This window comes from Bradyrhizobium betae, assembly GCF_004123905.1.
Lineage (GTDB): Bacteria > Pseudomonadota > Alphaproteobacteria > Rhizobiales > Xanthobacteraceae > Bradyrhizobium > Bradyrhizobium betae_A.
Genome location: NZ_MZXW01000053.1, coordinates 421,592 through 447,396 on the forward strand (window position 1 = coordinate 421,592; position 25,805 = coordinate 447,396).

Genomic DNA, 25,805 nt, shown 5'->3' on the forward strand with positions numbered 1-25,805 from the left:
CAAAATGCACGAAGCCTGCGACCCTAGGCCATCTCTGCCATGGGTGTCGTCACGCCGAACCGCCGCTCGAATTCGGCGACGTCGACGCGCCGCGCCGATGGGTGCCGTCGCCGATCTTGCGGTCGCCGTCCCAGGCCTCGACGTCGAACAGGATGCTCCTGGCTTCGACCGCGACGACCCGCGCGATCGCGCGCACCGTACGGCCGACCGGGGTTGCCGCCAGATGGCGGATATTGACCATCATTCCGACGCTGACATGGCCCGCGGGCAGCAACGGCTGAACCGCCGATCCTGCGGCCATCTCCATGTGCAGGATCATCATCGGCGTGCCGTAGACTTCAGGCATTCCCGGCACCACATGGCCGACCGTCATCTCGGGCGTGACGGTCACCAGCATCGAAGCCGTCGTGCCGGCGGTGACCTTCTCAAGCGGATTCATGACTCAAGCCCGTATCTGCCTCGGTCGTGGATGGTGTGGGTGTCGCGGTCGCCCGCGGCTTGCGCCCGGTCAGCCAGTTGCTGAGCCGGTCGAGATAGAGATAGACGACGGGCGTCGTGTAGAGCGTCAGAACCTGCGACAGCATCAAGCCGCCGACGATGGTGTAGCCGAGCGGCTGGCGCAGCTCCGCGCCGGTGCCGGAGCCGATCATCAGCGGCACGCCTCCGAGCAGCGCGGCCATCGTCGTCATCAGGATCGGCCGGAAGCGCAGCGTGCAGGCCTGGTAGATCGCCTCTTCCGGGCTGAGCCCGTGCTGGCGCTCCACCTCAAGGGCGAAATCGACCAGCATGATGCCGTTCTTCTTGACGATGCCGATCAGCAGGATGATGCCGATGATGGCGATGACGCTGAGATCCATGTGGACCGCCAGCAGCAACAGCAGCGCCCCGATGCCGGCCGAAGGCAGCGTCGACAAGATCGTGATCGGATGGATCAGGCTCTCATAGAGCACGCCGAGGATGATGTAGATCACGATCAGCGCCGCCCCGATCAAGAGCGGCGTGCCCGACAGGGAAGACTGGAACGCCTGCGCATTGCCTTGGAACGAGGCCGCCAGCGAGGCGGGCCTGCCAGTGTCCCGCTCGATCTTCTGGATCGCCGCCACCGCATCGCCCAGCGCGACGCCGGGTTTTAGGTTGAACGAGATCGTCACCGAGGGAAACAGGCTCTGGTGGTTGATCAGGATCGGCGCAGGCTTGATCACGGTGTGAACCAGCGTGCTCAGGGGGACCTGCTGGCCGGTCGACGAGTTCAGGTAGATGTCCTTGAGCGCTTCGGGGCCGTACTGGAAGCGCGGATCGACCTCCATCACGACATGGTACTGGTTCAGCGAGGTGAACATCGTGGACACGATGCGCTGGCCGAACGCGTCGTCGAGCGTGTTGTCGATCGTCGTGGGCAGGATACCGAAGCTCGATGCGACCTCGCGATTGACGGTCACCTCCAGCCGCGGGCCGGCATTGGCCTGATCGCTCGCGACGTCGGTGATGAGGTCGAGTGCGCGGAGCTTTGCCAAGAAGATCGCCGACCAGCTGGTGAGCTCGTTGGAATCGGCGTCCGTCAGCGTGTACTGATATTGCGTCTTCGACAGGCGCGCGCCGATGGTGATGTCCTGCGCCGCCTGCATGTAGAGCCTGATGCCCTGGATATGGGCGAGCGCCGGCCCCAGCCGCTCGATGATCTGGTAGGCGCTGGCCTTGCGCTCGGGCTTCGGCTTCAGGACGATGAAGATGCGGCCCTGGTTGAGCGTCGCGGTCGGGCCGCCCGGGCCGATATAGCTCGCCACCGACTGCACCGCCGGGTCCTTCGAGAGGATGTCGACGACCGCCTGCTGGCGCTCGGACATGGCGGGGAAGGAGATGTCCTGTGCGGCTTCGGTGATGCCGACAATCTGCCCGGTGTCCTGCTGCGGGAAGAAACCCTTGGGAATGATCACGTAGAGATAGCCGGTCAGCGCGACGGTCGAGAGCATCACCAGCAGCGTCGCGAAGCGATGGCGCAGCACGATGCGCAAGCCTCTAGCATAGAGTGCCAGCAGGGCATCGAAGCCGCGTTCGAAGATGAGATAGAGCCGGCCGTGCTTCCTGCGCGATTCGTCCTTCAGGAGCCGCGCGCACATCATCGGTGTCAGCGTGAGCGAGATGATCAGCGACAGCAGCAGCGACGCGGTGATCGTGACGGCGAATTCCTGGAACAGCTTGCCGACGTAACCGCCCATCAGGAACAGCGGGATGAACACCGCGATCAGCGACAAGGTGATGGAGACGATGGTGAAGCCGATTTCGCTGGAACCCTTGAGCGCGGCCTCCATCGGCGTCATGCCCTGCTCGAGATGGCGCACGATATTCTCGATGACCACGACGGCATCGTCGACCACGAAGCCGACCGCGATCGACAGCGCCATCAGCGAGAGGTTGTCCAGGCTGTAGCCGAGCACGTAAAGCACCGCGAAGGTGCCGACCAGCGACAGCGGAACCGTGATCGCCGGGATGATGGTGGCCCAGAAATTCCGCAAGAACAGGAATATGACCATCACCACCAGTGCGACCGTCAGCATCAGCGTGAACTGAACGTCGGAGACGGCGGCGCGAATGGTGGCGGTCCGGTCGGCGGCGATCGTCACCTTGATCGCGGGCGGAACGGAGGCTTGCAATTGCGGCAGCAGCTTCTTGATGCGGTCGACGGTCTCGATCACGTTGGCGCCGGGAACGCGCTGGACTGCCAGGATGATCGCCGGCTCCTTGCCGTACCAGCCGGCCAGAAGGTCGTTCTCGGGCCCGTCGACCGCGGTGCCGATGTCGCGTATCCGCACCGGCGAGCCGTTGCGATAGGCGATGATGAGGTCTTCATAGGCGGACGGCTTGAGCAGCTGATCGTTGGTGTTCAGCGTATAGGTGACGCGCGGGCTGTTGAGCGTGCCCTTGGGCAGGTCGACATTGGCGCCGGCGATCACGTTGCGGACGTCTTCGAGGCCGATGCCGCGGGCGGCAAGTGCCTGCGGATTGACGCGGACGCGGATCGCGGGTTTCTGCTGACCGCCGATTCCGACGAGGCCGACGCCTGGCACCTGCGAGATCTTCGGCAGCAGGATGTTCTCCGCATAGGCATCCACCGTGGTCAGCGGCAGCGAGTCCGACGTCAGCGCGATCAGCATGATCGGCGTCTCCGCCGGATTCACCTTCCTGATCGTCGGCGGATAGGGGATGTTCGGCGGCAGGAAGGGGCTCGCCGCATTGATCGCGGCCAGCACGTCCACCGCCGCGCTGTCCACCGTGCGCGACAGCTCGAATTGCACCGTGAGCTGGGCGACGCCGAGCGCACTGGAGGAGGTGAGCTGGGTGACGCCGGGGATCTGGCTGAGCTGCTGCTCGAGCGGCGTGGCGAGCGACGAGGCGATTGTGCCGGGGTCGGCGCCGGGCAGCTGCGCCGAGATCTGGATGGTCGGGTAATTGACGTTCGGCAGCGCGCCGACCGGCAGCAGCGGATAGGCCGCGAGGCCGCATAGCAGCAGGCCCGCCATCAGCAGGGCGGTCGCGATCGGCCGCAGGATGAAGGGCGCGGAGAGGTTCATGGGATCGCATCCTGCACGGCGCTCTGCAGGTCGGCTTCACGCGCGGCCTTGCCATGCAACTCATGAACGCGGCTGCCTTCCGCGAGCCGGTACTGGCCGTCGATCACGACGACGTCACCTGATTTCAGCCCCTTGTCGATCAGGGCCTGGCCGTCGCTGATCTCCGCGACGTGGACGGGCCGCAAGGCGACCGTCTGGTCTTTGGCCACGACATAGACATAGCTGCCGTTCGGCCCCTGCTGCACGGCTGAGCCTGCGACAGTGAGCGCGTCTTTCTGAATCTCGAGCAACAGGCGCGCGTTGACCAGCTGGCCCGGCCACAGCCGGTGCTCATGGTTCGGGAACACCGCCTTGAGCTGGACGGTGCCGGTCGTCCCCGCGATCTCGTTGTTGACCAGCAGCAGCGTGCCCTCGTCGAGCTTCATCTTGTTGTCCTGGCTATAGGCGATGACCTTCAGCGCGCCCTTTGCGGCGTGCTCCTCGATCACCGGCAGGTCCGTCTGCGGCAGGGTGAACAGCAGCGAGATCGGCTCGATCTGGGTGACGACGACGAGACCGTTGGCGTCGGTCGGATGAATGACGTTGCCGACATCGATCTGGCGGACGCCGGTGATGCCGGGAATGGCCGATGTCAGGCGGGTATAGCTGAGCTGGACGTTGGCCTCGTCGATCTGGGCCTGGTCGGCCTTCACGGCGGCCTTGAGCTGCGCCACCTGCGCCGTCTGCGTTTCGATCAGTTGCGGGGTCGCATAGCCCTTGTCGCCGAGCTGGTTGTAGCGGGAGAGATTGGCTTCGGCATTCGCGAGCTGCGCCTGGTCCCTGTCGCGATTGGCCGTCAGTTGTTCGATCTGCGCCTCATAAGGACGCGGGTCGATCTGGGCGAGCAGGTCGCCGGCCTTGACGGCCTGTCCTTCGGTGAAGGCGATCTTGACGATCTGTCCCTGAATCTGGCTGCGCACGACGTCGGTGTTGTAAGCGATCACCGTGCCGATGCCGCGCAGATAGATCGGAACGTCCTTGCCGGTGATGGTGGCGGCGACCACCGGTACGGCGGCGGGCACGGGTGCGGCTGCCACCGCCGGCTTCCGGTCGGTGCCGAAGAACCAGAGGCCTGAGCCGGTCAGGATCGCGGCGAGTGCAAGCAGCGCAATGGTGAGATTCCGTTTCACGGCGATGGTCCTTCTTGATCTCAGGGATTGCCGGGGCCGTCGATCGGCGTCGTGCCGATCGTGGACGTGGGGCCGGGCACCGGCACGGTCGGACTGATTCCGGCGCCGCCGATCTCGGTGGCTCCCAGCGGAATCCCGACGCGTCCCACCGTCGATGTCGAAGGCAGGGGTGAGGCAAGTGCGGTGCTGCCGGTGCAATTGGCGGCGGAGCCACCGGACAGCCCGCCGCCGTCGAACAATGCTCCAGTCGATGCGGTATTCGCGGAGCTGACGCAGCCCATCATGCTTTGCGCGGGAGTGATCGGTGAGATACCCGGCGTTGCGATCTCGGTCGATCCCAATGGAATGCCCACAGGCCGCGTCGATTGCGGGTTGAGCGGCGATGTCGCAAGCATGCCGGCAGGAGGTTGCATCCCTGGCACTGTTGTTTGAGCGATCGCCGCAGCCGAGACCAGCCACAGTATGGCCGCTGCAAGCATCACACCGTTGTTTGCTAGATGCTGCTTTTGCATGGAACGTGACTCCGGCTGACCGAGATCGACAATAGAAAGGTGCGCGTGCGCAGGTATTTCCAGAACGCACGTCCTGCTCCCCGGCTGCACGACCGCGAGACGCATCGCTTTACCAACGGTCCTGAAGTCGCCTTCGCTATCTCAGGACAGCCCGCGCGCGTGCAATTTCCCGGCTGCACGCGGCGATGTCGCCGGTGCTATCGGCGGTGCGCGCGCGATCAAGCGAATCGAGCGCATCGGTGAAACCGACGCCGTTGTTGCCTTCCGATTCCGCGAGCGAGCGCGGCGTTGGTTGATGGTTCCGCAACGCGTTGAGGCTCTCCGGCTTCCAGCCATGGGAGCCCGCGTCCTTCTCGATGGCCAGATCGAGCTGGGCCTGGGTTTGCGCGATGTCATCCGTGCAGCTGCCGGCATGGGCCGGCATCGTTGCGCACAGCAGGACGAAGAGAGCGGCCCGGCACTTTGCGATGGATGTCATTGTTCGATCCTATGCTTGGATTTCGAGTGAGGTCAGGAACGTTGTCGTGAATGACCGAGCGCGCATCGATCGTCTTTCGTGTCCGAACGCCGGGCGTTCACGCTCTCGAGAGATTCTTGTCACGGATGTCAGTTGCATGACGCTCGCTCTTCGCTTGAGATGCGTCTCTCAGCTAGGCCGCGTCCGGCGGATGTGCGAGTGGCGATCGTCGCCAGTCGCGTGTCCCGGCGTGCGAAGTCGCAAGGATAGTTGTTTGCGGAAATACGCATGGCAGGCCCCGGACCTAGTGTCGCGTCATTCCAACCCGGAGTGATCCCGACATGAAACACCTCAACGCTGGCCTCGCCGTTGCCGCCGCTCTCTCCTTGTTCTCGACCGTCGCCCCCGCGCGCGCAGAACCCCCGAAGAACATCGTCCTGGTGCACGGCGCCTGGGTGGATGCATCCGGTTGGAAGCCGGTCTACGAGATCCTGATCAAGGAAGGCTTCCGCGTCACCATGGTGCAGGAGCCCGAGACCTCGTTCGCCGACGATGTCACGGCGGCGAAGCGCGTTCTCGATCTCCAGGATGGTCCGACCCTCCTCGTCGGTCACAGCTATGGCGGTTCGATCATCACCGAGGCCGGCGTTCACCCGAACGTCGTCGGTCTCGTCTACGTCGCTGCGCACGCGCCCGACGTCGGCGAGGACGAATCTGCGCTGGGCAAGAAGACGCCGAGCGTGCTCGGCAAGACCGAAGGCGTCATCAAGGTGACGCCCGACAAGTTTACCTATCTCGATCCCGTGCAATTCCCGAAACTGTTCGCGCCTGATTTGCCGCGTGAGCGCGCCGAATTCGTTGCGCGCTCCCAGGTCCTGGCCGCGACCCAGGTGTTCAGCACGCCGCTGACGGCGGCTGCGTGGAAGACCAAGCCAAGCTGGGGCATCGTCGCCGGCAGCGACCAGATCATCAATCCGGATCTCGAACGCTGGTACTACGAGCGCGCCAAGAGCCAGACCACCGTGATCCCGGGCGCCAGCCACTCGGTCTACGAGTCGCATCCGAAGGAGGTCGCGGCGATCATCACCCGCGCGGCGCGCAGCATCCAGCAGCCGGTCACGCGCTGACGAGGCTTTTGCCGGTCCTGACGCACGATCGGCAGAAGGAAGGACGGCGGGAGCATCTGCACTCCCGCCGGCCCGACCGCCCCATCCGGAGAATGTCCATGAATGTGATCGAGACGACCAGCACCATAGCCGGCACCGGCCTGGCTTGGAGAGCGATCACGGTGAAGTGGGAGAGGACGAGGCCATGACGAGCTGGCAGAACAACCGCGCCGCGCGCGATGCCCGCATTGCGGCGGGATCGAGCGTCGCCCGCGGCAAAATCGTCGAAGCCCACGACGTCACGCGCTTGCTGGAGGCCGTGGTCCGGCCAGGCGACCGGGTTTGCCTGGAAGGCGACAACCAGAAGCAGGCGGATCTCTTGAGCCGTGCGCTGCTGGCGGTCGATCTCTCCAGGGTCAACGATCTGCACATGGTGCAGTCGGGCGTCGTTCTGCCCGAGCATCTGGACCTGTTCGACCGCGGGGTCGCCAAGCGGCTCGACTATGCCTATTCCGGGCCGCAATCGGCGCGCATCGCGCGCATGCTGTTCGGCGGCAAGATCGAGCTGGGCGCGGTTCATACCTATCTCGAACTGTTCGCCCGCTACTTCATCGATCTCACGCCGCACGTCGCGCTGATCGCCGCCGTCAGCGCCGACCGCGAGGGCAATCTCTACACCGGCCCGAACACCGAGGACACCCCGACCGTGGTCGAGGCGACGGCGTTCAAGGACGGCATCGTGATCGCACAGGTCAACGAGATCCTCGAGACCGTTCCGCGGGTCGACATTCCGGCGGACCGCGTCCACTTCATCGTCAAGGCCGACAAGCCGTTCTTCGTCGAGCCCCTGTTCACGCGCGATCCCGCCGCGATCACCGAGGGCCAGATCCTGACCGCGATGCTGGCGATCAAGGGCATCTATGCGCCCTACAGTGTGCAGCGGCTCAATCACGGCATCGGCTTCAGCACGGCCGCGATCGAGCTCCTGCTGCCGACCTTCGGCGAGAGGCTGGGGCTGAAGGGCAGGATCGCTACTCACTTCGCGCTGAATCCGCATCCCGCGCTGATTCCCGCGATCGAGTCCGGCTGGGTGCGGCAGATCCACTCGTTCGGCTCGGAGGTCGGCATGGATGACTACATCCGCGCCAGATCCGACGTCTACTTCACCGGTCCCGACGGTTCGCTGCGCTCGAACCGCGCCTTCTGTCAGACCGCCGGGCTCTATGCCTGCGACATGTTCATCGGCTCCACGTTGCAGATCGACCTGCAGGGAAATTCGTCGACCGTCACCACCTCGCGCATTGCAGGCTTCGGTGGCGCGCCGAACATGGGGGCAGACGCCCGCGGGCGGCGTCATCCGAGTGAGCCCTGGCTGAGGGCCGGAGCGGAGGCCGATCCTGACAGTCCGGCGCCGCTACGCCGCGGTCGCAAGCTGGTCGTGCAGATCGGCGAGACCTTCGGCGACAAGAACGTGCCTCTGTTCGTCGAGAACCTCGACGCGATCGAGCTCGCGGAGAAGCTGAAGCTCGAGCTTGCGCCGGTCATGATCTATGGCGACGACGTCACGCACATCGTCACCGAGGAGGGCGTTGCGAATCTCCTGCTGTGTCGCACCGCGCAGGAGCGCGAGCAGGCCATCCGCGGCGTTGCCGGCTACACCGATGTCGGCCGTCGGAGGGACCGCGGCATGGTCGCGCGTCTGCGCGAGCGCGGCGTGATCCGCCGGCCGGAAGATCTCGGCATCAATCCGCTCGATGCGGATCGGAGCCTGCTGGCGGCGCGCTCGATCAAGGACCTCGTGCGCTGGTCGGGCGGCCTGTACGCACCCCCGTCGAAATTCAGGAACTGGTGAGGACGCGCCATGGAAGATCTCAGCTTTCGACATCCGGTTCGCGCGCGTGCTGGCGGCGCCAGGCGAAGCGCGATCGTCGGCGTTGTCGCCTCGGGCAATCTGGAAGTGCTGGTGGAGCGTGTGCTGCCGGATGCGGAATGCGCGGTCGAGATCAAGACCGCGGCGGTCGGTTTCGGCGAGGTCTGGAGTGCCGTGATCGGCGATTTCGTCGAGCGCTATTCACCCGGAGGCCTGAAATTCTCGATCAATGACGGCGGCGCGCGTCCCGATACGGTTTCGCTGCGGTTGGCGCAGGCGGTGCGATTGATCGCGGAGAACGGCCAATGACTGCGCCGCTCAAGGACGTCGCCCCGGCCGAGCGGGCCCGTAGCACCAGCTTCTACGAGGCGTCGGCCCGCACGCGGCTGGAGCTGCTCCTCGATGCCGGCAGCCTCATTGAGTTCATCGGGCCTGGGCAGCGCGAGGTCAGTCCACACTTGAAGATATTCGATCTTCCCGAGCAGTTCGACGACGGCATCGTCGTTGGTCACGGTCGGCTTGACGGCTCACCCGTGTTCGTCGCCGCACAGGAAGGACGCTTCATGGGCGGTGCCTTCGGCGAGGTGCACGGTGCCAAGCTGACCGGGCTGCTCCGCGCAGCGCGCGAGATCGGCACGGTCCCCGTGCTGGTCCTGTTCGATACCGGAGGCGTCCGGTTGCAGGAAGCCAATGCCGGCGAGCTTGCCATCGCCGAGATCATGCGTGCCGTGATGGAAGCTCGCAGCGCCGGCGTGAAGGTCATCGGCCTGATCGGTGGCAGGTCCGGATGCTATGGCGGCGGCGGCTTGATCGCGGGCTGTTGCTCCGCGCTCGCCGTCTCGGAGCCGGGGCGCATCGCGGTGTCGGGCCCCGAAGTCATCGAGACCAATCGCGGCGTCGAGGAGTTCGACTCGCGCGACCGCGCGCTGGTCTGGCGGACGATGGGCGGCAAGCACCGCCGGCTGCTCGGCGCCGCCGATGTCTTCGCCGACGACAATGTACAGGATTTTCGCGAGGCCGCGCTCGAGCTGCTCGGCCTGGTCGGACCGTTCGGTCTCGACAGGCTGAAGGCCGAACAGGACCGGCTTGCCGGCCGGCTGCGCAGTTTTGGTGCTTGCGGAGATGCCATCGACATCTGGACGGCGGAAGGTATCGCGGACGCTCAAGCCGTTCCCGAATTGCCGGCCGACCAGTTCATTGCCCTTGCCAACCGGATCGGGAGGACCAGCCGTGATGCTCGATGAAATCATCGCCTCGCTCTTTCCCGACGGCCATGAGGTGAGGCGCGACAAGGGCGTCATCCTCGGCTCGGCGACGCTGCGCTCGGGTGTCCGGATGCTCGTCCTTGGTGTTGCGGACCGGACTGCGCTGGGTGTCGACGAGGCGATCAGATTGTCCGGCCATGTCCTGGACTCGATCGGCCGGGACTCCGGGCCGATCCTGGTGCTCGTCGACAGCGACAGCCAGCGCATGAGCAAGCGCGACGAGCTGCTCGGGCTGAATGAATTCCTCGCGCATCTGGCGAAAGTGCTGATCCATGCGGACACGAATGGCCGCCCGACCATCGGCCTTCTGTACGGTCACTCGGCTGCGGGCGCGCTGCTTGCGACGGGCCTTGCGACGCGCGTGCTGGTCGGATTGCCCGGCGCCGAACCCGCGGTGATGGACCTGCCCTCGATGGCGAAGGTCACCAAGCTGTCGATGGAGGCGCTCCAGGAGAAGGCGAAGTCGACGCCGGTGTTCGCTCCGGGCCTGTCCAATCTCGCACAGATGGGCGCCGTTCACATGATTTGGAGCAACGCCGCTTCGCTGGCCGACCAGTTGGAGGCGTTGCTGGTCGACCTGCCGGCCGCACGGGACCAGCGTGATGCGCTCGGCAAGGAACGTGGCGGCCGGCTGAAGGCCGCCGAGATCGCGGAGCGCGTTCGTGACCTCGCCTTGCAAGTGCGCTGAGCGTCCACCCGGTCGTCACGACCTCGTCTTCGTCAGCCCGGCAGGCTGGTGCGCGATGCTGGAGGCGCGAGGCGATCTCGCAACCGATCCTCTTCTCGCGCGCTGGCCAAAAATGAGATGGCCGACGATCAGGCGGCGCGCCTTGCCGGGCGAGGCAACCGGCCTCGCTTTGGGCCTGCCCTTGCCGCCCTCGGCCGGCAAGAAACGGATCTCCCTTCTGGTTGATCTCGACCACGTCGCCTCCGTCGCGAGGCCGCCATTGCTGCGGCAGGCGCGGGCTTACGCGCCGCGCAACTGGTGGCCAACGCTCGACCGGCTCGATGCCCTGGCGCTTCGCCATGCGGTGGACGCGCGCGTCTTCGGCAGCCTGGCGTGGCAGTCGCTGACCGGGCTCGACTACGTGACGGGCCGTTCCGACCTCGATGTCCTCTACGAGTTTCGCCGCGAGACCGACATCGATCGTTTCGTCGCCGATGTCGCCGCGATCGAGACCGGCGCGCCGATGCGGCTTGATGGCGAGCTGATGGGCGCCGACGGCGCCGCGGTGAACTGGCGCGAATTTCACGGCGGCGCCAGCGAGCTTCTGGTCAAGCGCATCGAGAGCGTGGTCCTGCTCGGCCGGCATCAATTCATGTCGGGAGCTATGGGATCATGATCACCACGGCCCCACGAGGTATGGAACGGCCGATCCTGCGCCAGCGGCAGATGATGCCCGATGCATCTGTGATCGGCGCCGTCGCCGCCGACTGCCTCGTCAAGGAGCTCGAAACCTGGCCGAAGCCGGGGCTGGTGAGCCATGTCGACAATGGCAGTCACGACGACATGGACGCGGGCACGTTTCGTCGCAGCGCAGCAGCCATCAAACCCTATCTGCAACGTCTCGCCGATGCGGGTGCGCTCGGCTGCGGCATGGGGCGGCTGCGGATCATCGGACTGGAGGCGGAGCGCGCCATGCTTGCGGCGACCGCGGGGGTCAACACGCACCGTGGCGCGATCTTCGGGCTCGGCCTTCTGTGCGCGGCGGCCGGCGCGAAAGCCAGCGGCTTGGTCGACGACGAACTCCCGCTTGGCGATGTCGTGGCGCGGCTGTGGGGTGACAGCATACTTGATGGTCCAGTGCTGCTGCACAGCCATGGCAGCGTGGCCCGCCGCCGTTTTCGCGCGGGCGGTGCGCGCATCGAGGCCGCGACAGGATTTCCCAGCGTCTACGGGATCGGTTTGCCGGCCTTGCGCACAGCGAGGGCTGTCGCGCCGGAGAATGCGGAAGCTGCCCGGGTCGAGGCTTGCTTTGCCCTGATCGCATCCGTTGAAGACACCAACCTCCTGCATCGCGGTGGGCTCGACGGCCTTCGCTTTGCACATGATGCGGCGCGTCGCTTCATCGCTTCAGGCGGTGTCTGCGCGTCCGGCTGGCATGCACGGGCCCAATCGATCCACGACAGCTTCGTCGTCCGTCGTCTCAGCCCGGGCGGATCGGCCGACCTGCTTGCAATGACACTTTTCGTCGAAGCCCGTGAGGGGCTGAGCCCATGACGTCCAATGCAATATTGATGGCCCTGGTGCCGGTCTTCTTCGTCCTGCTGTTGGGATACGCCGCCGGCAAGTTTCATGTCGTCGACAATCTCCATGTCGATGCTCTCAATGCACTCGTGATGGATTTTGCGCTGCCGGCCTCTCTGTTCGCGGCGACCGCCTCGGCGTCGCGTCGTGAGATGATCGAGCAGGTTCCGCTCTTCCTGGTGCTCGGCGTGACGATGCTGCTGCTCTATCTCGCCTGGTATCTTGCCGCACGCAGGTTCTCCAAGGTCTCCAAGTCGGAGGCGTCGTTACAGGCGTTGACGATTGGCTTTCCGAATCTCGCTGGCGTGGGCCTTCCGATCATGACGTCCGTCGTGGGACCGACCGGCACCGTCCCGGTTGCCGTTGCACTGGCGGCGGGCTCGATCCTCATCAGTCCGCTGACCCTGATTATCGCGGAAATGGGCGCCGCCAAGGCGCGCGGCGAGCAAATGGCGGCGCGGCAGGTCCTGACAGCGGTCCGGCGTGCGATCACCAAGCCGGTGGTGCTCGCGCCCGCGCTTGGCATCCTGTTCTCGTTGTCGGATGTGAGCCTCGACGCACTGGCCCATGCGAGCCTCGCGCTGATCGGAAGTTCGGCTGCCGGCGTCGCCCTGTTCCTCACCGGAGCCATTCTGTCGGCGCAATCGTTTCGGCCGGATTGGAAGGTCACCGCTGCAACGGTGGCCTCGGACATCGTCCGCCCGCTGTTGGCCGTTGCGGTCATTCGCGTCATACCGATCCCGCAGGATGCGGCGAAAACGGCCATTCTGCTCGCCGCAATACCCTCGGGCTTTTTCGGAATCTTGTTCGCGGTCAACTACCGGCTGGATTCCGCAACGGCAGGGTCCATGGTCATCGCCAGCACCGGATTCAGCGCCGTGACCTTGGCGATTGCGATCGCAATGCTCTTTCCGGGCTAGGTAGCGACCATGACGCTTGCGATCCTGTGCTCTGGCCAAGGCAGGCAGCACCGGGAGATGTTCGCTCTCACCGGCGACGCACCAGAAGCCGCGTACCTGTTTGCGTACGCTACGACATTGCTCGGCGGCAAGGATCCGCGCGAGTTCGTGCGCGACGAGCCCGATGAGGCCCTGCACCGCAATCGTGCCGGCCAAATTCTTTGCACCTTGCAGCCGCTCGCCGCGGCGAGCGCGCTTGGAGATGTGGTTCCACGCGGATTCATCATTGCCGGCTACAGTGTCGGCGAGGTCGCGGCCTGGGGTGTCGGCGGCTTGTTCGATGCGATCGCCACGCTCGATCAGGTGGCGCGCCGCGCAGAAGCGATGGATGCGGCCACGCAAGCTGGCGACGGGCTGATCTTCGTTCGCGGTCTTTCGCCAGACGAGGTCGGTCGCCTTTGCGAGCGTCACGGCGCAGCCATCGCCATCGTCAATCCCGGGGATGCCTTTGTCATCGGCGGCGATCGTGAGGTGTTGGGCAGGATTGCCGCAGACGCACGGGCCATGCGCGCGGCAAGGATCGTCGCGTTGCCGGTTGAGGTTGCCTCCCACACCAAACGGCTCGCCGGAGCCTCTGTCGTATTTCGTGAGACCTTGCGCCTGGCGCCGGCGGTGTTCCCGCCGAGAACCGGTGCGCGCATTCTGAGCGGAATAGACGCCGCTCCGGTCGTCTCGCTCGAGACCGGTCTCGACAAGCTTGCCGCGCAGATCTCGCACACCGTGCAATGGGCCGATTGCCTGCAAGCCTGTGTCGAAGCGGGCGCGACGGGCTTTCTCGAGCTCGGTCCGGGACATGCGCTGAGTGGCATGGCCGCCGAAATCGCGCCCGGAGTTCCGGCGCGTTCGCTGGACGATTTCAGGAGTCTTCAGGGCGTCCGCGCCTGGGTTGCGCGTCACTGATCGCGCCGTGCTGTCGAAAAAAGGGGGCCGTCCTTGGGGGAGGACGGCCCCAAAATGCTCGTTGGCCCAGGGAGGAGAGAGGCTCGAGCGGTGACTTGGGGGTCTAAGTCACCTAACACGCACAGCATCGCCGATCCCGTAACAGAAGTATTTCACGAACTCCCGCGGTTTCTCATTTCGCATGATTCACGAGAAGTCCGCGGGCAGCACGCAAGACACCGCCTTGCGTGTCGAAGCCGGATCGCCGCCGGAGAGCCTGGACGAAGCCAGCGCGTTGCGGCTGGCGCATCGCCAGCGCGCCGGCGTGTCACCCGTGATCCGTTTGAAGACGGTCGAGAAATGCGCCTGCGTGCAAAAGCCGACGGTCAGCGCCACCTCGGCCAGGGCCATCTCGGAATTCGACAGCAGCGATTTCGCGCGCTCGATGCGCTGATACAGCAGGTACTCCCGCGGCCGGTATCCCGTCGCGACGCGAAACTGAGCCGCGAAGTGCATCCGGGACAGTCCCGCGACCTTGGCAAGCTCGGACAGGCTGATGCAGTGGTCGAAATGCGTCCCGACATATTCCTCGACCCGCCGCAGCCGCCATTTCGGCAAGGCATTGACTTTTGCGTGCGGCAGCTCGCGCCGGGCAAGGTGCAGGGCCAGCGTCTGGCCGATGCAGCGCGCGAATTCCCGGTCGGCTGAATGGCCGCGTTCGGTCAACGCTTTCGCAAGCTGCTCGGCGAAGGGGTCGCGGAGCAGGACGAGGTCGTTGAGGGCTTCGGCCGAGGCATATCCTGCTCCAGGCCGAAGAGTCGGAAAATAACTGCCGGCAGAGACGTGGAAGTGCAGGAAATCGCACGGCGCGTAGAACTGCGCACTGAGTTGCTGCGACGGCGCGCCGATATACAGCGTGCCCGCCGGCATGACGCCGTCGAAGATGGCGTGACGGCCCCTGGTCAGCTTGACGCGGGTCGTCTTCAAGGCGATGGCGAAGAAGTATCGGTCGGAAGGCGTGGTCGCCTCTTCCTGCCTTATTCCTGTTGGCGCACAGATCCAGCGCGAGATCGTGATGTCCTCGGGCGCGCTTCCGACCCGTTGGCGGGGCTGGCGCCACCTTCGTTCGAGAGGAAATGCGCGGGTCTCCCGCGGGGAATCAGGTTCGCGACGGCTGAGTTGATACGTCAACCCGGCGCCGGCCGCTTGCATATCATTGAGCATCGTTCGTCCCCGTATCCTGGATTCCGCTGCCGTCGTGACGGCTGCCGAATGCAATTGGTCGATGCTCAAACGATAGGTGCGATTTCACCGCCGGGCTCGTTAAGGATGCTTAAGCGGTATTAGATTTTGCAAATGCGAGGGGTGCGACCGCGTGTCGCAAAAAGCTAAATTGAATCAAATGGATCAAGCACCTCTGCTGTGAGGTGTGGTGTGAGAGCGACGAGAGGCGTACGCCTGATTCAGGGCAGGCGTGGTGACGCGTCGATGCCAGGTGTGAGGCCGGGTGCGATCGTCTGTGCCGGGGGAACCGCGGGTTCGCGCGAATACGGAATCGCTTCCACCTCGGGGCGCTGCTGGGATGTGGCCTGGAGGCAGTTCGGACGCGGCGGGCGTCCGGCGCCGAACAGATCGGCGACGGGATCGACGAAGCTCGCGCGTAACTCTTCGAACCGGGTTTGGCGATCGCTCGCGGAGGGCTGACGGATTGTCACCGTCGCCGTCATGCCGGAGACCAGCGGCACATCCGGCGGCACCGTGTCGATGGCGACGCGAACCGGCACGCGCTGCGCAAGCCGCACCCAGGTGTAGATCGGATCGACATTGGGCAGGCCCTGCGTGCCCGTGGCGGCATTCGACACGCTGATGCCGCGTGTCACGGTCTTCACATGCCCGAGAATCGGCTTGTCGTAACCGACCAGCTGCGCTTCGGCGCGATCGCCGATGCAGACACCGGCCATCTTGGTCTCCTCGAAATAGCCGTCGATCCAGAAACTGTTGGAATCGATCACCGAGATGTTGCTGATTCCAGTGACGGCATAGTCGCCTGCGCGCAGCAGGAGGTTGGTGACGTAGCCGTCGACGGGGCTGGCCACGCTGGTCCGTTTCAGGTTCAGCTCCGCCTGCGCAAGCTGGTGCACCGCCGCCGCGTAGGCGGCCTTCGCCTGCGCCGCGTTGCCTGCAAAGATCTGCTGCTCTTCGGGCGTCGTCGCAAGATTGGACAAATGCTGGCGCCGGTCGAACTCGGCCTGCTTCACCTCAAGGTCCGCAGCCCGCTGTTCGACGAGCGCCTTGCCGACGCGGACGGCCACCTCGAAGTCGAAGGGATCGATGACGTAGAGGACATCGCCCTTGTGGACGAACTGGTTGTCGCCCACACGCAGCTCCACGATCTTGCCCGGGATTTGCGGTGCGACGTTGGCGACCTGGACGCGCACGCTGCCGTTCCGTGTCCAGGGCGCGGTGACGTAGTGCTGCCATGTCGCAACCGAGATCAAGATGGCGACCAGTGCGATGCCGAGGGTTGCCAGATGCTTGCCGGCGCTGAGCATGATGCGGCCGACAGCCTTGCGCAGTGGCCTTGCAGAGGGAATTGAGTGTGCCTGAGCCCTGCCGCTATCCGCCGTGAGATCGCTTGTGTCGCGCGCCACGGTCTCCGGCGCGGCTGAATCGATCGGTGGTTCAGCTGGCGGGTCGCCAGGGCGCTGCGCGGCATCCCGGGGCAGGGTGGCTTCCATGACTCTCTTCCCTAGAAGAACAGTGCGAGCATGCCGAACATCGCCACGTAGAGGCAGAGCTCGGCGAGCGACGGGTTGCTGAAGATTCTCGCGAAGCCGATGAAGCGCAGCAGCGGGCGGAGCATCAGGAACGCGAGCAGCGCGATTGCCGCATAGGAGACGATGGGAGCGATGAGCACGCCGCCGATGACGAGCTCCCGATAGGTGTTCGTCATGGCCGTTTCCCTTGGCTGGAGCCGCTGGGAAGCTGCGAGGGTTGGAATGCGACGCCTGCCGTGACCAGCGCGGCGAGCGCCTGATCGGCGGCGATGTTGTGCGCGGCTGCTATCAGGCGCAGCGCCTCGGCGGCCGCCATGATTGCGTTCTCGTCTCGCAGGGTGAGCGCGGCTCGCGCGGCGGACGCCGCCTCCTTGAGCGGGCTTGCGGGCAACCGGTCCAACTCGGCCCTGCACCGTCGCAGGGTCGCCGCCTGGTCGAACCAGCGCATGATTTCGGCCGCGGCCTGATGCTTGGTCGCCGGCTCAGCGTTGGCCGTCATGATCTGCGCGATCCGCGAGGCATCGCGAAACGCGGCTTCCCCGGGCGCGAGTTTCGGGGCGCGCCGGGAATCGAGACGGTTGAGGTCGCGACGGGCCTCGCCGACCAGCAAGCGGATCTGCTTGTCACCCGACAGAGAGGGCAGCAGCAGCTGGGCCGCAAAGACCAGCACCGCGGAAAGCAGGAGAAACAGGCACGTCACCACAAATACCTGCGGATCGTAACTTTGCGGATTGCTCGGCGCGAGGACGAGCAGCATGAACACGAGGACCAGCCGGCCGATCGGCGACAGAATGCGGCTTGGCAGCGTGATCAGCAGCGCCGCGCCAATCACGACGGGCGCAAGGCCGATCGCCAGCAATTGGAACTCGGATACGCCGTTGAAGACGAGGTACTTCAGGATACCGGCCAGTACGCATGCGATCGGCATGGCAAAGACCGCGAGCCTCGTGAAGCCGCGCGGGTCGGGGACCGTCGAGCTCAGGCCGATGATGGCTGCGACCAGGGTGAGACAAAGCTCGGTGGCCGGCCATCCCGCCGTCACGAAGATCATTGCGATGAGCATGAAGTGGATCGCGGCCCTGACGCCGCCCTCCGCTGCGATGCGCCGTGAGCGGTACAGCGGGGCGCGCCATTGCCGGCGCGGATGCGTTCCGGTCCGTAGCGCCTCGAGGCTGCTGCGCACGTCCGCGCTGCTGCCGGCGAGCTCGCGGAGCAGGACGTCCCGGCAGATCATCGTCAGGCTGGATTCGCTGTCGTTCCGGTCGTCCTGCGCCGCTGCGACGGGGCGCGGCAGCACCGCCAGCGCGCGGGCGAGCGACAGCCCGGTCACGAGATCGACCATTGCAGTGCGTGCAGCCGCGGTTCTTGCGGTGCCGCTGCTTGATTCAGTGGTGAGACTTGCGATCTCCGGATGCAGGGACGCGATGTCGCGCAACATGTCCGCGGCAATCGTTGCGGACGAAGCCTCGCCGCGGATGGCGTTCTGCGCGAAGTCCGATACCCGGACTTGCAGCGCCTCGAGACGGTTCGCCAGAACGGGATGATAGCTTGGTGCGGCCAGAACCTCATTCACGATCGCCACCGCAAGGACCCCGATGCCGATGGCCGCGCCACGTGCGACGCCGGTCGGGAACACCTGCAGCGGCGTGTCGATCTGCTCGACGGCGATCAGGGCGACGGTGATGGAGGCAAGCGCCGCCGCATAGGCGCGATTGCCGTCCAGCATGCCGGTTACATAGGTGCAAAGCCCGACCCAGATGGCCAATACCGCGAGCAGGAGGCCATCGGTCTGGGAAAATATGCCCGCGATCGCAATCGCGGCGATGACACCGATGGTGGTTGCGAGCAGCCGGTAGCCGGCCTTTTCCATACCCTGACCGCGTGTCGGCAGCGCCAGGACGGCCACGGTCAGCGCAGCCGACGATGGGGATTCGAGCTCCAGCCAGAAGCTCACATAGAGCGCGAGGAGCATGGCCAGCCAGGTTCGCAGCGCGAAGGCCCAGGAATTTGCCGGAAAGCCGGCAAAGACCAGTGGACGCGGGGCGGCAGCACTGGTGACATTCACTCGCATCGTGCCTCAGCCGTTTCCGGCAGAACGCGCGGCCCTGCCGATGTCGCGAAATCCACGTCGAATATGAGGTTTGCCGGGCTTGCCGGTATTTCCGCTCCGTCAACCGAGTTGTCGGAACGCACGCTGGGCTCAGGTCGAGGGCCGTCTTGCGGACTACGGCACGTGGCCTGCCAGCGCCTCTTCAAGGCAACGGATGATCTCGTCACCGCTGGAGGGCTTGCCGAGATAGCAATGCGCGCCTGCGGCCATCACGCGCTGGCGCACGATTTCGCTCGGAAACGCCGTCATGAAGATGATCGGGAAGCGGCGGCCGGCGGCAATCAGCCGGGCCTGCAATTCATCGCCGGTGACAACAGGCATCTGGACGTCGGCGATCATGCAGGCGGGATCGTCTCCCGGCGCATGTTGCAGGAAGTCCGCGCCGGATTCGTAGGCTTGGGCCTCGTAGCCGATCGATCGCACGAGGCTCGCGAGCGACGCGCGAACGCCTTCGTCGTCGTCCACGATCGCAATCACCGGGGTTTTGGCCATCAGCGCACAATCCTGGCCGCGGTGTTCCGCAAGGAGAACATCTCCCATTGCGCGGCCGATGACGGCTTATATGCACCCGGGGCAGTCCCGCCGGAATTATACTCAGGTTTGGTCCGTAGTCCTGCGGGTTTGGGAGACCCCGAGCGCTTCGGCCTTGCGGACGAGGTCGGCGAGCGACCGGACCGCCATCTTGCGCATGACATTGCCGCGGTGGATCTTGACCGTGATCTCGCTGAGGCCGATCAGGGCAGCGACCTGCTTGTTCATCAGGCCGGCGGTGACATGGCCCATCACCTCGCGCTCGCGCGCTGTCAGGGTCTCGTACTGGGCACGGATATCGTCCCTGGTCGCGGCTTCGGCACGGTGCTGGGCATCGCGTTCGAGCGCCGTCGTCACGGCATCGAGCATGTCCTGGTCGCGAAACGGTTTTGCGAGGAAATCGACCGCGCCGGCCTTCATGGCCCGCACCGACATCGGAATGTCGCCATGGCCGGTCATGAAGATGATTGGATAGCTGATGCCCTGCCGGACGAGCTGGCTTTGCAGATCGAGCCCGCTCACGCCGGGAAGGCGGACGTCCAGCACGATGCAGCCGGGCCCGTCGGGCAGCGAGCCGCCGAGCAGTTCGGCCGGGGAGCCGAACAGGCGCGTCTCGAGGCCGACGGATCGGAACAGGCTGTCGAGCGAGGCGCGGATGCCTGCGTCGTCATCGACGATGATGACGACTGAGTTGAGGGATCGGGCCGATGGTTGCGCTTGATCTGATCGTGTCATGGTCAGGGGTGTTCTTGGCTGTATGGCAGTGTCAGGCGGAATGTCGCTCCCGCACCGGGCGTGCTCTCGGCCGCCAACTGGCCGCCGTGAGCTTCCACCGTGGTTCGGCAGATCGCAAGTCCCATGCCCATGCCGCCGTGCTTCGTCGTGAAGAACGGATCGAACAGGCGCGGCAGGTCGTCGGGCCGGATGCCGGGGCCGCTGTCCTGCACCGTGATGGCGAGGTTTTCACCGTCGACGGCGCCGGCGCGCAGCGTGATGGTGCGGGGTCCGGGTTGGCCTGACATGGCCTGGGCGGCATTGATCAAGAGATTGACCAGGACCTGCTGAAGCTCGATCCGGTCGCCGCGAATTGGCCGCAGGCCCTGCTCGGTCTCGACGGTGAGGGCGACGTCGTCATTCGCGAGCTCGCGCGCGACGAGGAGCGCCGCGTCCTCGACGATCTCGCTGATCTCAAGCAGGTCCCGCTGGGCCGGAGCTTTCTTCAGGAAGGCGCGGACGCGGGTGACGATCTCGCTGGCCCGGCGGCCTTGAGCGACGACGTGACCGATCGTCGCCGCAACCTCCTTCAGATCGGGCACCTCGCGCCGCAGCCAGCGCAAGCCGGCCTCGCCGCTGGTGACGATCGCCGCCAGCGGTTGATTGACCTCGTGGGCGATGGAGGCGCTGAGCTCGCCGAGGGTGGCGAGGCGCGCGGCATGAGCGAGCTCCGCCTGCGCCGCGAGCAATGCATCCTGCGCCTGCTTGCGTTCGGTGATGTCGACCACGAAGGCGAGCACGTTGCGATCGCCGTCGGGCCCGGGAGGAAAGGTGATCGTGAACAGCACGGGAACCTTGCGACCGTCGAGCCTGACGAGCTCCGTCTCGCCTTCGTAGAACGGCTCCCCTTCCGCGAACGCGATCAACGCGCCGAGGAAGCTCCGGTCGTCCGCGCCGAGAAGCCGCTCCACATTCTCGATGAAGGCCGAGGCGCGGTCTGCTCCTGCCATCGCCTGGAGGGCCGGATTGACGTCGGTGATTCCAGCGAGCCGGCGGGCATGTCGGACGAAATCGGGGTGTTGCGCCAGATGGTCGCGCAGGCTGGTTCCCGCGATCTCCAGCGATCGCAGCGCGGCTCGGAGCTTGCTCCAGTCCTCTTCGACCACGCCGATCCGGCTCGCGTCGAACATCCGGCGGTATCGCTGCTCGCTCTGCACCAGCGCGCTGTGTGCGGCGACGCGATCGGTGACGTCGGTGTGCGTTTCAAGAACCCCGACCGGCTTGCCGAGACGGTCGTGCTGCAAGGCCCATCGGGCATCGACGGTAAGTGCGGCGCCGTCTTTCGTTCGTTGCCGCACGCGGCCCTCCCATCGACCGGTGTCGAGCAGGCCAGACTCGATGATTTCGCGCCGGTCGGGATATTGGGTTTGCAGAAGCTCGTCGGCGAGCTGCCCGAGCGCGTCGTCGGCCGACCAGCCATAGACCTGCTCGGCGGTCTTGTTCCAGAAAGTGATCACGCCGCCGCGATCCCTGACGAAGATCATGTCATGCGAGAGGTTGAGCAGGCGCGCCTGCGCGGCGAGGCGCTTCGTGGCCGCGTGATTCTGCAAGGCCAGCAGCGTCGTGATGCCGATGGCGGCGAGGCTCACCAGCGCGCGAAGGGCGGGCGAGGCGATGGTCTCCAGACCGTGCGACAGCAGATAGGCTGATATCGTCAGGATGACGCAGCCGGCCGCGGCCACGATGGTGTCGTCGCGCCGGTTGGTCCTTGCTGCGAGTAGGATGGCCACGACATAGAGAACCGCGACCGCGCCCTCGAGCGGCGTCAGCACGTCAATTAGGAAAACCGCGACGGCGAGGACGGCGGACCAGAACCGCAAGCCGGCGCGGCTCATGGATGAACCCGTGGCCCGATCATGAGCAGTCATCGTCGCTGGCAGCCGTTTGTCTCATATCAGCGGCGTTGATGCCGCGATTTGATCGCGTCCACAACATCCCGCGGCGCGATTTTCGTGCTCTCGTGGAAGACCTTCACGCCGCTCAATCCGGCGAAAGCGCCGGCGGATGGCATTCCCTGGAAAAACCGGGGAACTCCCGCGATTCTGCAGGTGGATGGCAGGCAAAAGCGCGTCAACTTACCGCAGGCGCGTCGCGCCGGTCGGCTCACCCGACGAACATGCTGCGATCATACCTAGGTATGACGCGGTCAACCCGAGAACCTAGCGATGCACCCGCGCGTAGAATGGATCGCGCGGACCGTCGAATTACTCTGCTCCCATGACATTCGGACAAGCCAGTCAGGCCAGGCCGGATGGAAAACGGGATAAGGAGATTCGACGATGTCGTTGCAGATGTCACGCTCACAGGTGGTTAGGGATCATGGCGTTCGCGCGATCGATATCTCGGCGATCGATCGCGATCGGCTCGGGTTGTCGAAACTCCCTGACCGGTTCGGCGAAGACGGTGCGATGCTCTCCTTCGTCCATCTGGACGTAGCCCTGGCAGTGGAGGCGCAAACAGCCGATGTCGAGCGATCTGCCGTCCGCGGATCCGGCTTCAAGCTCTCTGCAAAACTCCTGGCGGGATCGCCTGCTGGGAACGAGCGAGCGGAAGAATTCACCGATCCGGTGATGCGGCGCCTGTCGGATGCGCTCGCGGCGACCGAAGCCACGCACGATGCCCACTCCGGGATCATGGCCGACGCCCTTCGGCTTGCGATCCTCACCCGGACGTTCAGCCGGCAGACGTTTCGCGCACCGGCCGAGCTCGACCCAACTGACGACGTTCGCGAGGAGGATGCCGGCCGGACCGTTCGGTCGTTGCAGAACTGGCGCCTCAAGCGCGTTCTGCAATATGTCGACAAGAACCTGACCGCCAAGATAACGCTACAGGACATGGCCGCCGTTGCGGGCCTGAGCAGGATGCATTTCGCGGCGCAGTTCCGCACCGCCACCGGCGTTCGGCCTCACGAATATCTGCTGAGGCGTCGCATCGAGCGCGCCCAGGAGCTGCTCAAGCAGGCCGAAATTCCGCTCGTCGATATCGCCTTGACCGTGGGCTTTCAGACCCAGGCGCATTTCACCACGGTGTTCAAGCGCTTTGTCGGCGACACGCCGTATCAATGGCGGAGCGCCTATCTCGCGCAATTCATGCCGCTGCCGCGTGCAGGAGCGGGATCGTCATGAGCAATCTCGGCATTCAAGCCCTGCTGCTGCCGCTGGCGAGCATTCATTTGATGCTGACGCACCATGAGCTCATGGAGACGATCGAGCTTGTCCGCGCCCTCGGCAGCTCCTATCGTCTCGCTGCCTTGGAACCGGGGAGCAGCTTTCTCTACGGACGCTTCGCCCTCAACTTCTGCCGGAGCGCCGTGGCGTTGGCTGCACGGTGAGCTATGAGCTCCGATACCAGCTCCCCAGATTCCACGTCGTGACATCCCACCCCGAGATGTCCGCCATCAGGCTGTTGACGTTGCCGCCGACGATATTGCGCGAGAGCAGCGGCACCAGCACGTTGGCCTCGCAGAAGATCTCGTTGACCTTGATCAGCAGCGCGGCGCGCTTGACCGGATCGAGCTCGTTCTGCGCGGCCTTGTAGGCCTTGTCGGCCTCGGGATCCGACCAGCGCGAGACGTTGCGGCCGAGCCATTTGTTGTCCTTGGTCGAGATCTCCCAGGAGACGCACTGGTTCAAGAACCGCTCCGGATCGGGCTGCGGCTGCGTCGTGTTGTACATCTCCATGTCGCAATAGAGCTTCGAATAGGTGTCGGGGTTGCCGACATCGGACGAGAAGAACACCGACGCGGTGACCGACTTCAGCTCGATGTCGATGCCGGCCTTCTGGCAGGCCTGCTTGATGATGGCCTGCGTCTTCTGTCGCGGGGCGTTGATCGAGGTCTGGAAGACGTATTTGAGCTGCTTGCCATCCTTCGCGCGAATGCCGTCCGCGCCCTTCTTCCAGCCGGCCTCGTCCAGGATCTTGTTCGCCTTCTCGATGTCGAACTCGTATTTCAGCTTGCCCGATTTGAACTGGCTGGGCTGGTTGACGAAGCTCGCCGTGGCGACGGCCGCACGCCCGTAGATGAATTTCTGGATCGCCTCACGATCGATCAGCAGGTTGAATGCCTTTCGAACGGCCGGATCGGACAGCGTCGGGTGTTTGGTCTTGGCGCTGGACCGCTCGCCGTCGACCTCGGTCCACGGGTCCGTGGTGTTGAGAACGATGAACTCGACGCCGCCGGAGAGGGTGAACTCCACCTTGCCTTTTCCGACGGCCTCCATGCGCTTGAGGATCTCGTCCTCCACCAGCAGATTCCAGGCATAGTCATATTCGCCGGTCTGCAGCACCGCGCGGGCCGCGGAGACGGCGTCGCCGCCGCCCTTGAGCTCGAGCGTGTCGAAATGCGGCTGGTTCTTGACGTGATAGTCGGGATTGCGTTCGGCCGTGAGCAGGTCGCCCGGCTTGAACTCGACGAATTTGTACGGGCCGGTACCGACCGGCTTCAGATTGCCCGGTGCGTCGCGCGACTTTGCGCCGGCATAGTCGCCGAAATGATGCTTTGGCAGGATCTGGCCGACCGAGCCGACGAAGGGGTCGGCCCAGAACGGCGTCGGAGCTTTGAAGATCACCTTGACGGTGTGGTCGTCGATCTTTTCGACCTTGATATTCTGGTAGGATCCCGTGGTGTACGCAGCCGTCGCCAGGTCCGCGGCGTATGCCCAAGTAAAGACGACGTCGTCGGCGGTGAAGGGCTTGCCGTCATGCCACTTCACGCCTTGCTTCAGTTTCCAGGTCACGCTGGTGCCGTCGGCGGAGAGGCCGCCGTTCGCCTTGGTCGGGACTTCGGCGGCAAGGCATGGGACGAGGTTGCCTTCCTTGTCCCAGCCTGCGAGCGGCTCGAAGAAGATGCGCGAGGCGACCTGGTCCTTGGTGCCGAGCGCGAAATGCGGATTGAGCAGGGTCGGGGCCTGCCAGATCAGGATTTTCAGCGGGCCGCCGCCGCCGGCCTTGGTCGGCTTGTAGGGAAGCGTGGCATCCGCCATCGCCACGTCGTTCCAGAGCAGGATCTGGCTCGCGACGGGCGCTGCGATCCCGACCGCAGCCATGGTCTGGATGAACGAGCGCCGCGACAGCGTGCCTTGCTTCACCTCCACGATGCGCTGACGGATTTCGTTTTCGTTCATCGGATTCACCTCGAAAGATACGTCATCCCCGGCAACCCATCATGTTTCATCGCGGGCAAGGCAGCAATGCCGACATTGCCGGGACGCCCTGCGGCGAAATGTGCGAATCCGCGCAAGGGCGTGGTCCCGCGCCGTTGATTGCTGCGATCAACGAGCTGCTGTCGCAGACCTCGTCATGTCCGTCGTCGATCAGCCAGGCCACCCCGCGCATGCGCTGGTGAGCGATCAGTCGTTCGTCCGCGACAGCGTTAGGCTCGACAAGGCGCGTCGCGACTGCGCCCGTGTGCGGCTGACTGCGATCGTCGAGGGACACGCTCAAGCGGGCCTGCGAGCGCATCGCGCGCGTGCAGAGCGCTGCACTGAACGCGAGGGTTGTCGTGGGATATACGGTGTCGGATCGCTGCGGATCTGCGCCCGGAATCGGTGGACTCGGCACTGGCTTGTTCTTTGGGCAGC

General features: G+C 65.1%; 23 protein-coding genes and 2 pseudogenes. 12 read left to right on the top strand and 13 right to left on the bottom strand.

Annotation, left to right across the window (positions count from 1 at the left end; translation table 11 throughout):
• Positions 1-23 precede the first annotated feature (23 nt).
• The 5 genes and pseudogenes from B5V03_RS37170 to B5V03_RS37190 form a co-directional block, all read right to left on the bottom strand.
• A pseudogene (locus B5V03_RS37170) lies at positions 24-439 on the bottom strand (thioesterase family protein).
• Positions 426-3,569, bottom strand: a complete 3,144-nt coding sequence (locus B5V03_RS37175) for an efflux RND transporter permease subunit (RefSeq protein WP_129275364.1) — start codon at positions 3,567-3,569, stop codon at positions 426-428. The pseudogene B5V03_RS37170 and the gene B5V03_RS37175 overlap by 14 nt, the downstream one beginning before the upstream one ends.
• Positions 3,566-4,738, bottom strand: a complete 1,173-nt coding sequence (locus tag B5V03_RS37180; protein WP_129275365.1) for an efflux RND transporter periplasmic adaptor subunit — start codon at positions 4,736-4,738, stop codon at positions 3,566-3,568. The genes B5V03_RS37175 and B5V03_RS37180 overlap by 4 nt, the downstream gene beginning before the upstream one ends.
• Before the next feature lie 20 nt (positions 4,739-4,758).
• Positions 4,759-5,355 (bottom strand): hypothetical protein, encoded by a 597-nt coding sequence (locus B5V03_RS41890; RefSeq protein ID WP_164988534.1) that lies wholly within the window; start codon positions 5,353-5,355, stop codon positions 4,759-4,761.
• A 31-nt stretch (positions 5,356-5,386) separates the two neighbouring features.
• A complete protein-coding gene (locus B5V03_RS37190; RefSeq protein WP_129275367.1) occupies positions 5,387-5,728 on the bottom strand; it encodes a hypothetical protein in 342 nt (113 codons plus the stop codon).
• A gap of 320 nt (positions 5,729-6,048) precedes the next feature.
• On the opposite strand from B5V03_RS37190, the gene B5V03_RS37200 reads away from it, so the two are divergent.
• The 9 genes from B5V03_RS37200 to B5V03_RS37240 all read left to right on the top strand — a co-directional run bounded on the left by B5V03_RS37200 (position 6,049) and on the right by B5V03_RS37240 (position 14,055).
• A complete protein-coding gene (locus tag B5V03_RS37200; protein WP_129275368.1) occupies positions 6,049-6,834 on the top strand; it encodes an alpha/beta hydrolase in 786 nt (261 codons plus the stop codon).
• Between the two features lie 184 nt (positions 6,835-7,018).
• The gene (gene mdcA / locus B5V03_RS37205) at positions 7,019-8,665 is read left to right on the top strand and encodes a malonate decarboxylase subunit alpha (RefSeq protein WP_129275369.1); all 1,647 of its coding nucleotides are present in this window, start codon (positions 7,019-7,021) and stop codon (positions 8,663-8,665) included.
• A 9-nt stretch (positions 8,666-8,674) separates the two neighbouring features.
• On the top strand, positions 8,675-8,992 hold the full coding sequence (gene mdcC, locus B5V03_RS37210; protein WP_129275370.1) for a malonate decarboxylase acyl carrier protein: 318 nt from the start codon (positions 8,675-8,677) through the stop codon (positions 8,990-8,992).
• Complete coding sequence (locus B5V03_RS37215; RefSeq protein ID WP_129275371.1) at positions 8,989-9,927, top strand: biotin-independent malonate decarboxylase subunit beta; 939 nt, start codon at positions 8,989-8,991, stop codon at positions 9,925-9,927. The genes mdcC and B5V03_RS37215 overlap by 4 nt, the downstream gene beginning before the upstream one ends.
• On the top strand, positions 9,914-10,636 hold the full coding sequence (gene mdcE, locus B5V03_RS37220; protein WP_129275372.1) for a biotin-independent malonate decarboxylase subunit gamma: 723 nt from the start codon (positions 9,914-9,916) through the stop codon (positions 10,634-10,636). Before B5V03_RS37215 ends, mdcE begins: the two co-directional genes overlap by 14 nt.
• Positions 10,611-11,291 (top strand): malonate decarboxylase holo-[acyl-carrier-protein] synthase, encoded by a 681-nt coding sequence (mdcG, locus tag B5V03_RS37225; protein ID WP_129275373.1) that lies wholly within the window; start codon positions 10,611-10,613, stop codon positions 11,289-11,291. The genes mdcE and mdcG overlap by 26 nt, the downstream gene beginning before the upstream one ends.
• The gene (gene mdcB / locus B5V03_RS37230; protein ID WP_129275374.1) at positions 11,288-12,169 is read left to right on the top strand and encodes a triphosphoribosyl-dephospho-CoA synthase MdcB; all 882 of its coding nucleotides are present in this window, start codon (positions 11,288-11,290) and stop codon (positions 12,167-12,169) included. The genes mdcG and mdcB overlap by 4 nt, the downstream gene beginning before the upstream one ends.
• Positions 12,166-13,116 carry an AEC family transporter gene (locus B5V03_RS37235; protein WP_129275375.1) on the top strand — a complete coding sequence of 317 codons (951 nt, stop codon included), beginning with the start codon at positions 12,166-12,168 and terminating at the stop codon, positions 13,114-13,116. Before mdcB ends, B5V03_RS37235 begins: the two co-directional genes overlap by 4 nt.
• A 9-nt stretch (positions 13,117-13,125) precedes the next feature.
• Positions 13,126-14,055 (top strand): malonate decarboxylase subunit epsilon, encoded by a 930-nt coding sequence (locus tag B5V03_RS37240; RefSeq protein ID WP_129275376.1) that lies wholly within the window; start codon positions 13,126-13,128, stop codon positions 14,053-14,055.
• A 186-nt stretch (positions 14,056-14,241) separates the two neighbouring features.
• Here B5V03_RS37240 and B5V03_RS37245 read toward each other — a convergent pair whose 3' ends face one another.
• From B5V03_RS37245 to B5V03_RS37275, 7 genes are all read right to left on the bottom strand, one after another.
• A complete protein-coding gene (locus B5V03_RS37245) occupies positions 14,242-15,258 on the bottom strand; it encodes an AraC family transcriptional regulator (protein WP_164988535.1) in 1,017 nt (338 codons plus the stop codon).
• A 239-nt stretch (positions 15,259-15,497) separates the two neighbouring features.
• Entirely contained in the window at positions 15,498-16,772 is a 1,275-nt protein-coding gene (locus B5V03_RS37250; RefSeq protein ID WP_129275377.1) for a biotin/lipoyl-binding protein, read from the bottom strand.
• An 11-nt stretch (positions 16,773-16,783) separates the two neighbouring features.
• Positions 16,784-16,987 carry a DUF1656 domain-containing protein gene (locus tag B5V03_RS37255; RefSeq protein WP_129275378.1) on the bottom strand — a complete coding sequence of 68 codons (204 nt, stop codon included), beginning with the start codon at positions 16,985-16,987 and terminating at the stop codon, positions 16,784-16,786.
• Complete coding sequence (locus B5V03_RS37260; RefSeq protein ID WP_129275379.1) at positions 16,984-18,882, bottom strand: FUSC family protein; 1,899 nt, start codon at positions 18,880-18,882, stop codon at positions 16,984-16,986. The genes B5V03_RS37255 and B5V03_RS37260 overlap by 4 nt, the downstream gene beginning before the upstream one ends.
• 153 nt (positions 18,883-19,035) lie before the next feature.
• Entirely contained in the window at positions 19,036-19,413 is a 378-nt protein-coding gene (locus tag B5V03_RS37265) for a response regulator transcription factor (protein ID WP_129275380.1), read from the bottom strand.
• 102 nt (positions 19,414-19,515) lie between these two features.
• Positions 19,516-20,187: a response regulator transcription factor gene (locus tag B5V03_RS37270; protein ID WP_129275381.1), complete on the bottom strand. Its 672-nt coding sequence runs from the start codon at positions 20,185-20,187 to the stop codon at positions 19,516-19,518.
• 2 nt (positions 20,188-20,189) lie between these two features.
• On the bottom strand, positions 20,190-22,061 hold the full coding sequence (locus B5V03_RS37275) for a PAS domain-containing sensor histidine kinase (protein ID WP_245502460.1): 1,872 nt from the start codon (positions 22,059-22,061) through the stop codon (positions 20,190-20,192).
• Positions 22,062-22,505: 444 nt separating this feature from the next.
• Between B5V03_RS37275 and B5V03_RS37280 the strand changes: the two genes are divergently transcribed.
• Both B5V03_RS37280 and B5V03_RS37285 read left to right on the top strand, forming a co-directional pair.
• On the top strand, positions 22,506-23,351 hold the full coding sequence (locus tag B5V03_RS37280; RefSeq protein ID WP_129275383.1) for an AraC family transcriptional regulator: 846 nt from the start codon (positions 22,506-22,508) through the stop codon (positions 23,349-23,351).
• Positions 23,348-23,557: a hypothetical protein gene (locus tag B5V03_RS37285; RefSeq protein ID WP_129275384.1), complete on the top strand. Its 210-nt coding sequence runs from the start codon at positions 23,348-23,350 to the stop codon at positions 23,555-23,557. The genes B5V03_RS37280 and B5V03_RS37285 overlap by 4 nt, the downstream gene beginning before the upstream one ends.
• Position 23,558: 1 nt before the next feature.
• On the opposite strand, the gene B5V03_RS37290 is transcribed toward B5V03_RS37285, so the two are convergent.
• Positions 23,559-25,349 carry a peptide ABC transporter substrate-binding protein gene (locus B5V03_RS37290; protein WP_129275385.1) on the bottom strand — a complete coding sequence of 597 codons (1,791 nt, stop codon included), beginning with the start codon at positions 25,347-25,349 and terminating at the stop codon, positions 23,559-23,561.
• A 122-nt stretch (positions 25,350-25,471) separates the two neighbouring features.
• Between B5V03_RS37290 and B5V03_RS37295 the strand changes: the two are divergent.
• A pseudogene (locus tag B5V03_RS37295) lies at positions 25,472-25,650 on the top strand (aspartate transaminase); the annotation flags it as partial.
• Between the last annotated feature and the right edge of the window lie 155 nt (positions 25,651-25,805).

Excerpts from the sequence above, each read along its gene's own strand:
- B5V03_RS37175 (WP_129275364.1), bottom strand. The coding sequence starts at position 3,569 with ATGAACCTCTCCGCGCCCTTCATCCTGCGGCCGATCGCGACCGCCCTG.
- B5V03_RS41890 (WP_164988534.1), bottom strand. The coding sequence starts at position 5,355 with ATGCGTCTCGCGGTCGTGCAGCCGGGGAGCAGGACGTGCGTTCTGGAA.
- B5V03_RS37190 (WP_129275367.1), bottom strand. The coding sequence starts at position 5,728 with ATGACATCCATCGCAAAGTGCCGGGCCGCTCTCTTCGTCCTGCTGTGC.
- B5V03_RS37200 (WP_129275368.1), top strand. The coding sequence starts at position 6,049 with ATGAAACACCTCAACGCTGGCCTCGCCGTTGCCGCCGCTCTCTCCTTG.
- mdcA (WP_129275369.1), top strand. The coding sequence starts at position 7,019 with ATGACGAGCTGGCAGAACAACCGCGCCGCGCGCGATGCCCGCATTGCG.
- mdcC (WP_129275370.1), top strand. The coding sequence starts at position 8,675 with ATGGAAGATCTCAGCTTTCGACATCCGGTTCGCGCGCGTGCTGGCGGC.
- B5V03_RS37215 (WP_129275371.1), top strand. The coding sequence starts at position 8,989 with ATGACTGCGCCGCTCAAGGACGTCGCCCCGGCCGAGCGGGCCCGTAGC.
- mdcB (WP_129275374.1), top strand. The coding sequence starts at position 11,288 with ATGATCACCACGGCCCCACGAGGTATGGAACGGCCGATCCTGCGCCAG.
- B5V03_RS37235 (WP_129275375.1), top strand. The coding sequence starts at position 12,166 with ATGACGTCCAATGCAATATTGATGGCCCTGGTGCCGGTCTTCTTCGTC.
- B5V03_RS37240 (WP_129275376.1), top strand. The coding sequence starts at position 13,126 with ATGACGCTTGCGATCCTGTGCTCTGGCCAAGGCAGGCAGCACCGGGAG.
- B5V03_RS37245 (WP_164988535.1), bottom strand. The coding sequence starts at position 15,258 with ATGCTCAATGATATGCAAGCGGCCGGCGCCGGGTTGACGTATCAACTC.
- B5V03_RS37250 (WP_129275377.1), bottom strand. The coding sequence starts at position 16,772 with ATGGAAGCCACCCTGCCCCGGGATGCCGCGCAGCGCCCTGGCGACCCG.
- B5V03_RS37255 (WP_129275378.1), bottom strand. The coding sequence starts at position 16,987 with ATGACGAACACCTATCGGGAGCTCGTCATCGGCGGCGTGCTCATCGCT.
- B5V03_RS37260 (WP_129275379.1), bottom strand. The coding sequence starts at position 18,882 with ATGCGAGTGAATGTCACCAGTGCTGCCGCCCCGCGTCCACTGGTCTTT.
- B5V03_RS37265 (WP_129275380.1), bottom strand. The coding sequence starts at position 19,413 with ATGGCCAAAACCCCGGTGATTGCGATCGTGGACGACGACGAAGGCGTT.
- B5V03_RS37270 (WP_129275381.1), bottom strand. The coding sequence starts at position 20,187 with ATGACACGATCAGATCAAGCGCAACCATCGGCCCGATCCCTCAACTCA.
- B5V03_RS37275 (WP_245502460.1), bottom strand. The coding sequence starts at position 22,061 with ATGAGCCGCGCCGGCTTGCGGTTCTGGTCCGCCGTCCTCGCCGTCGCG.
- B5V03_RS37280 (WP_129275383.1), top strand. The coding sequence starts at position 22,506 with ATGTCGTTGCAGATGTCACGCTCACAGGTGGTTAGGGATCATGGCGTT.
- B5V03_RS37285 (WP_129275384.1), top strand. The coding sequence starts at position 23,348 with ATGAGCAATCTCGGCATTCAAGCCCTGCTGCTGCCGCTGGCGAGCATT.
- B5V03_RS37290 (WP_129275385.1), bottom strand. The coding sequence starts at position 25,349 with ATGAACGAAAACGAAATCCGTCAGCGCATCGTGGAGGTGAAGCAAGGC.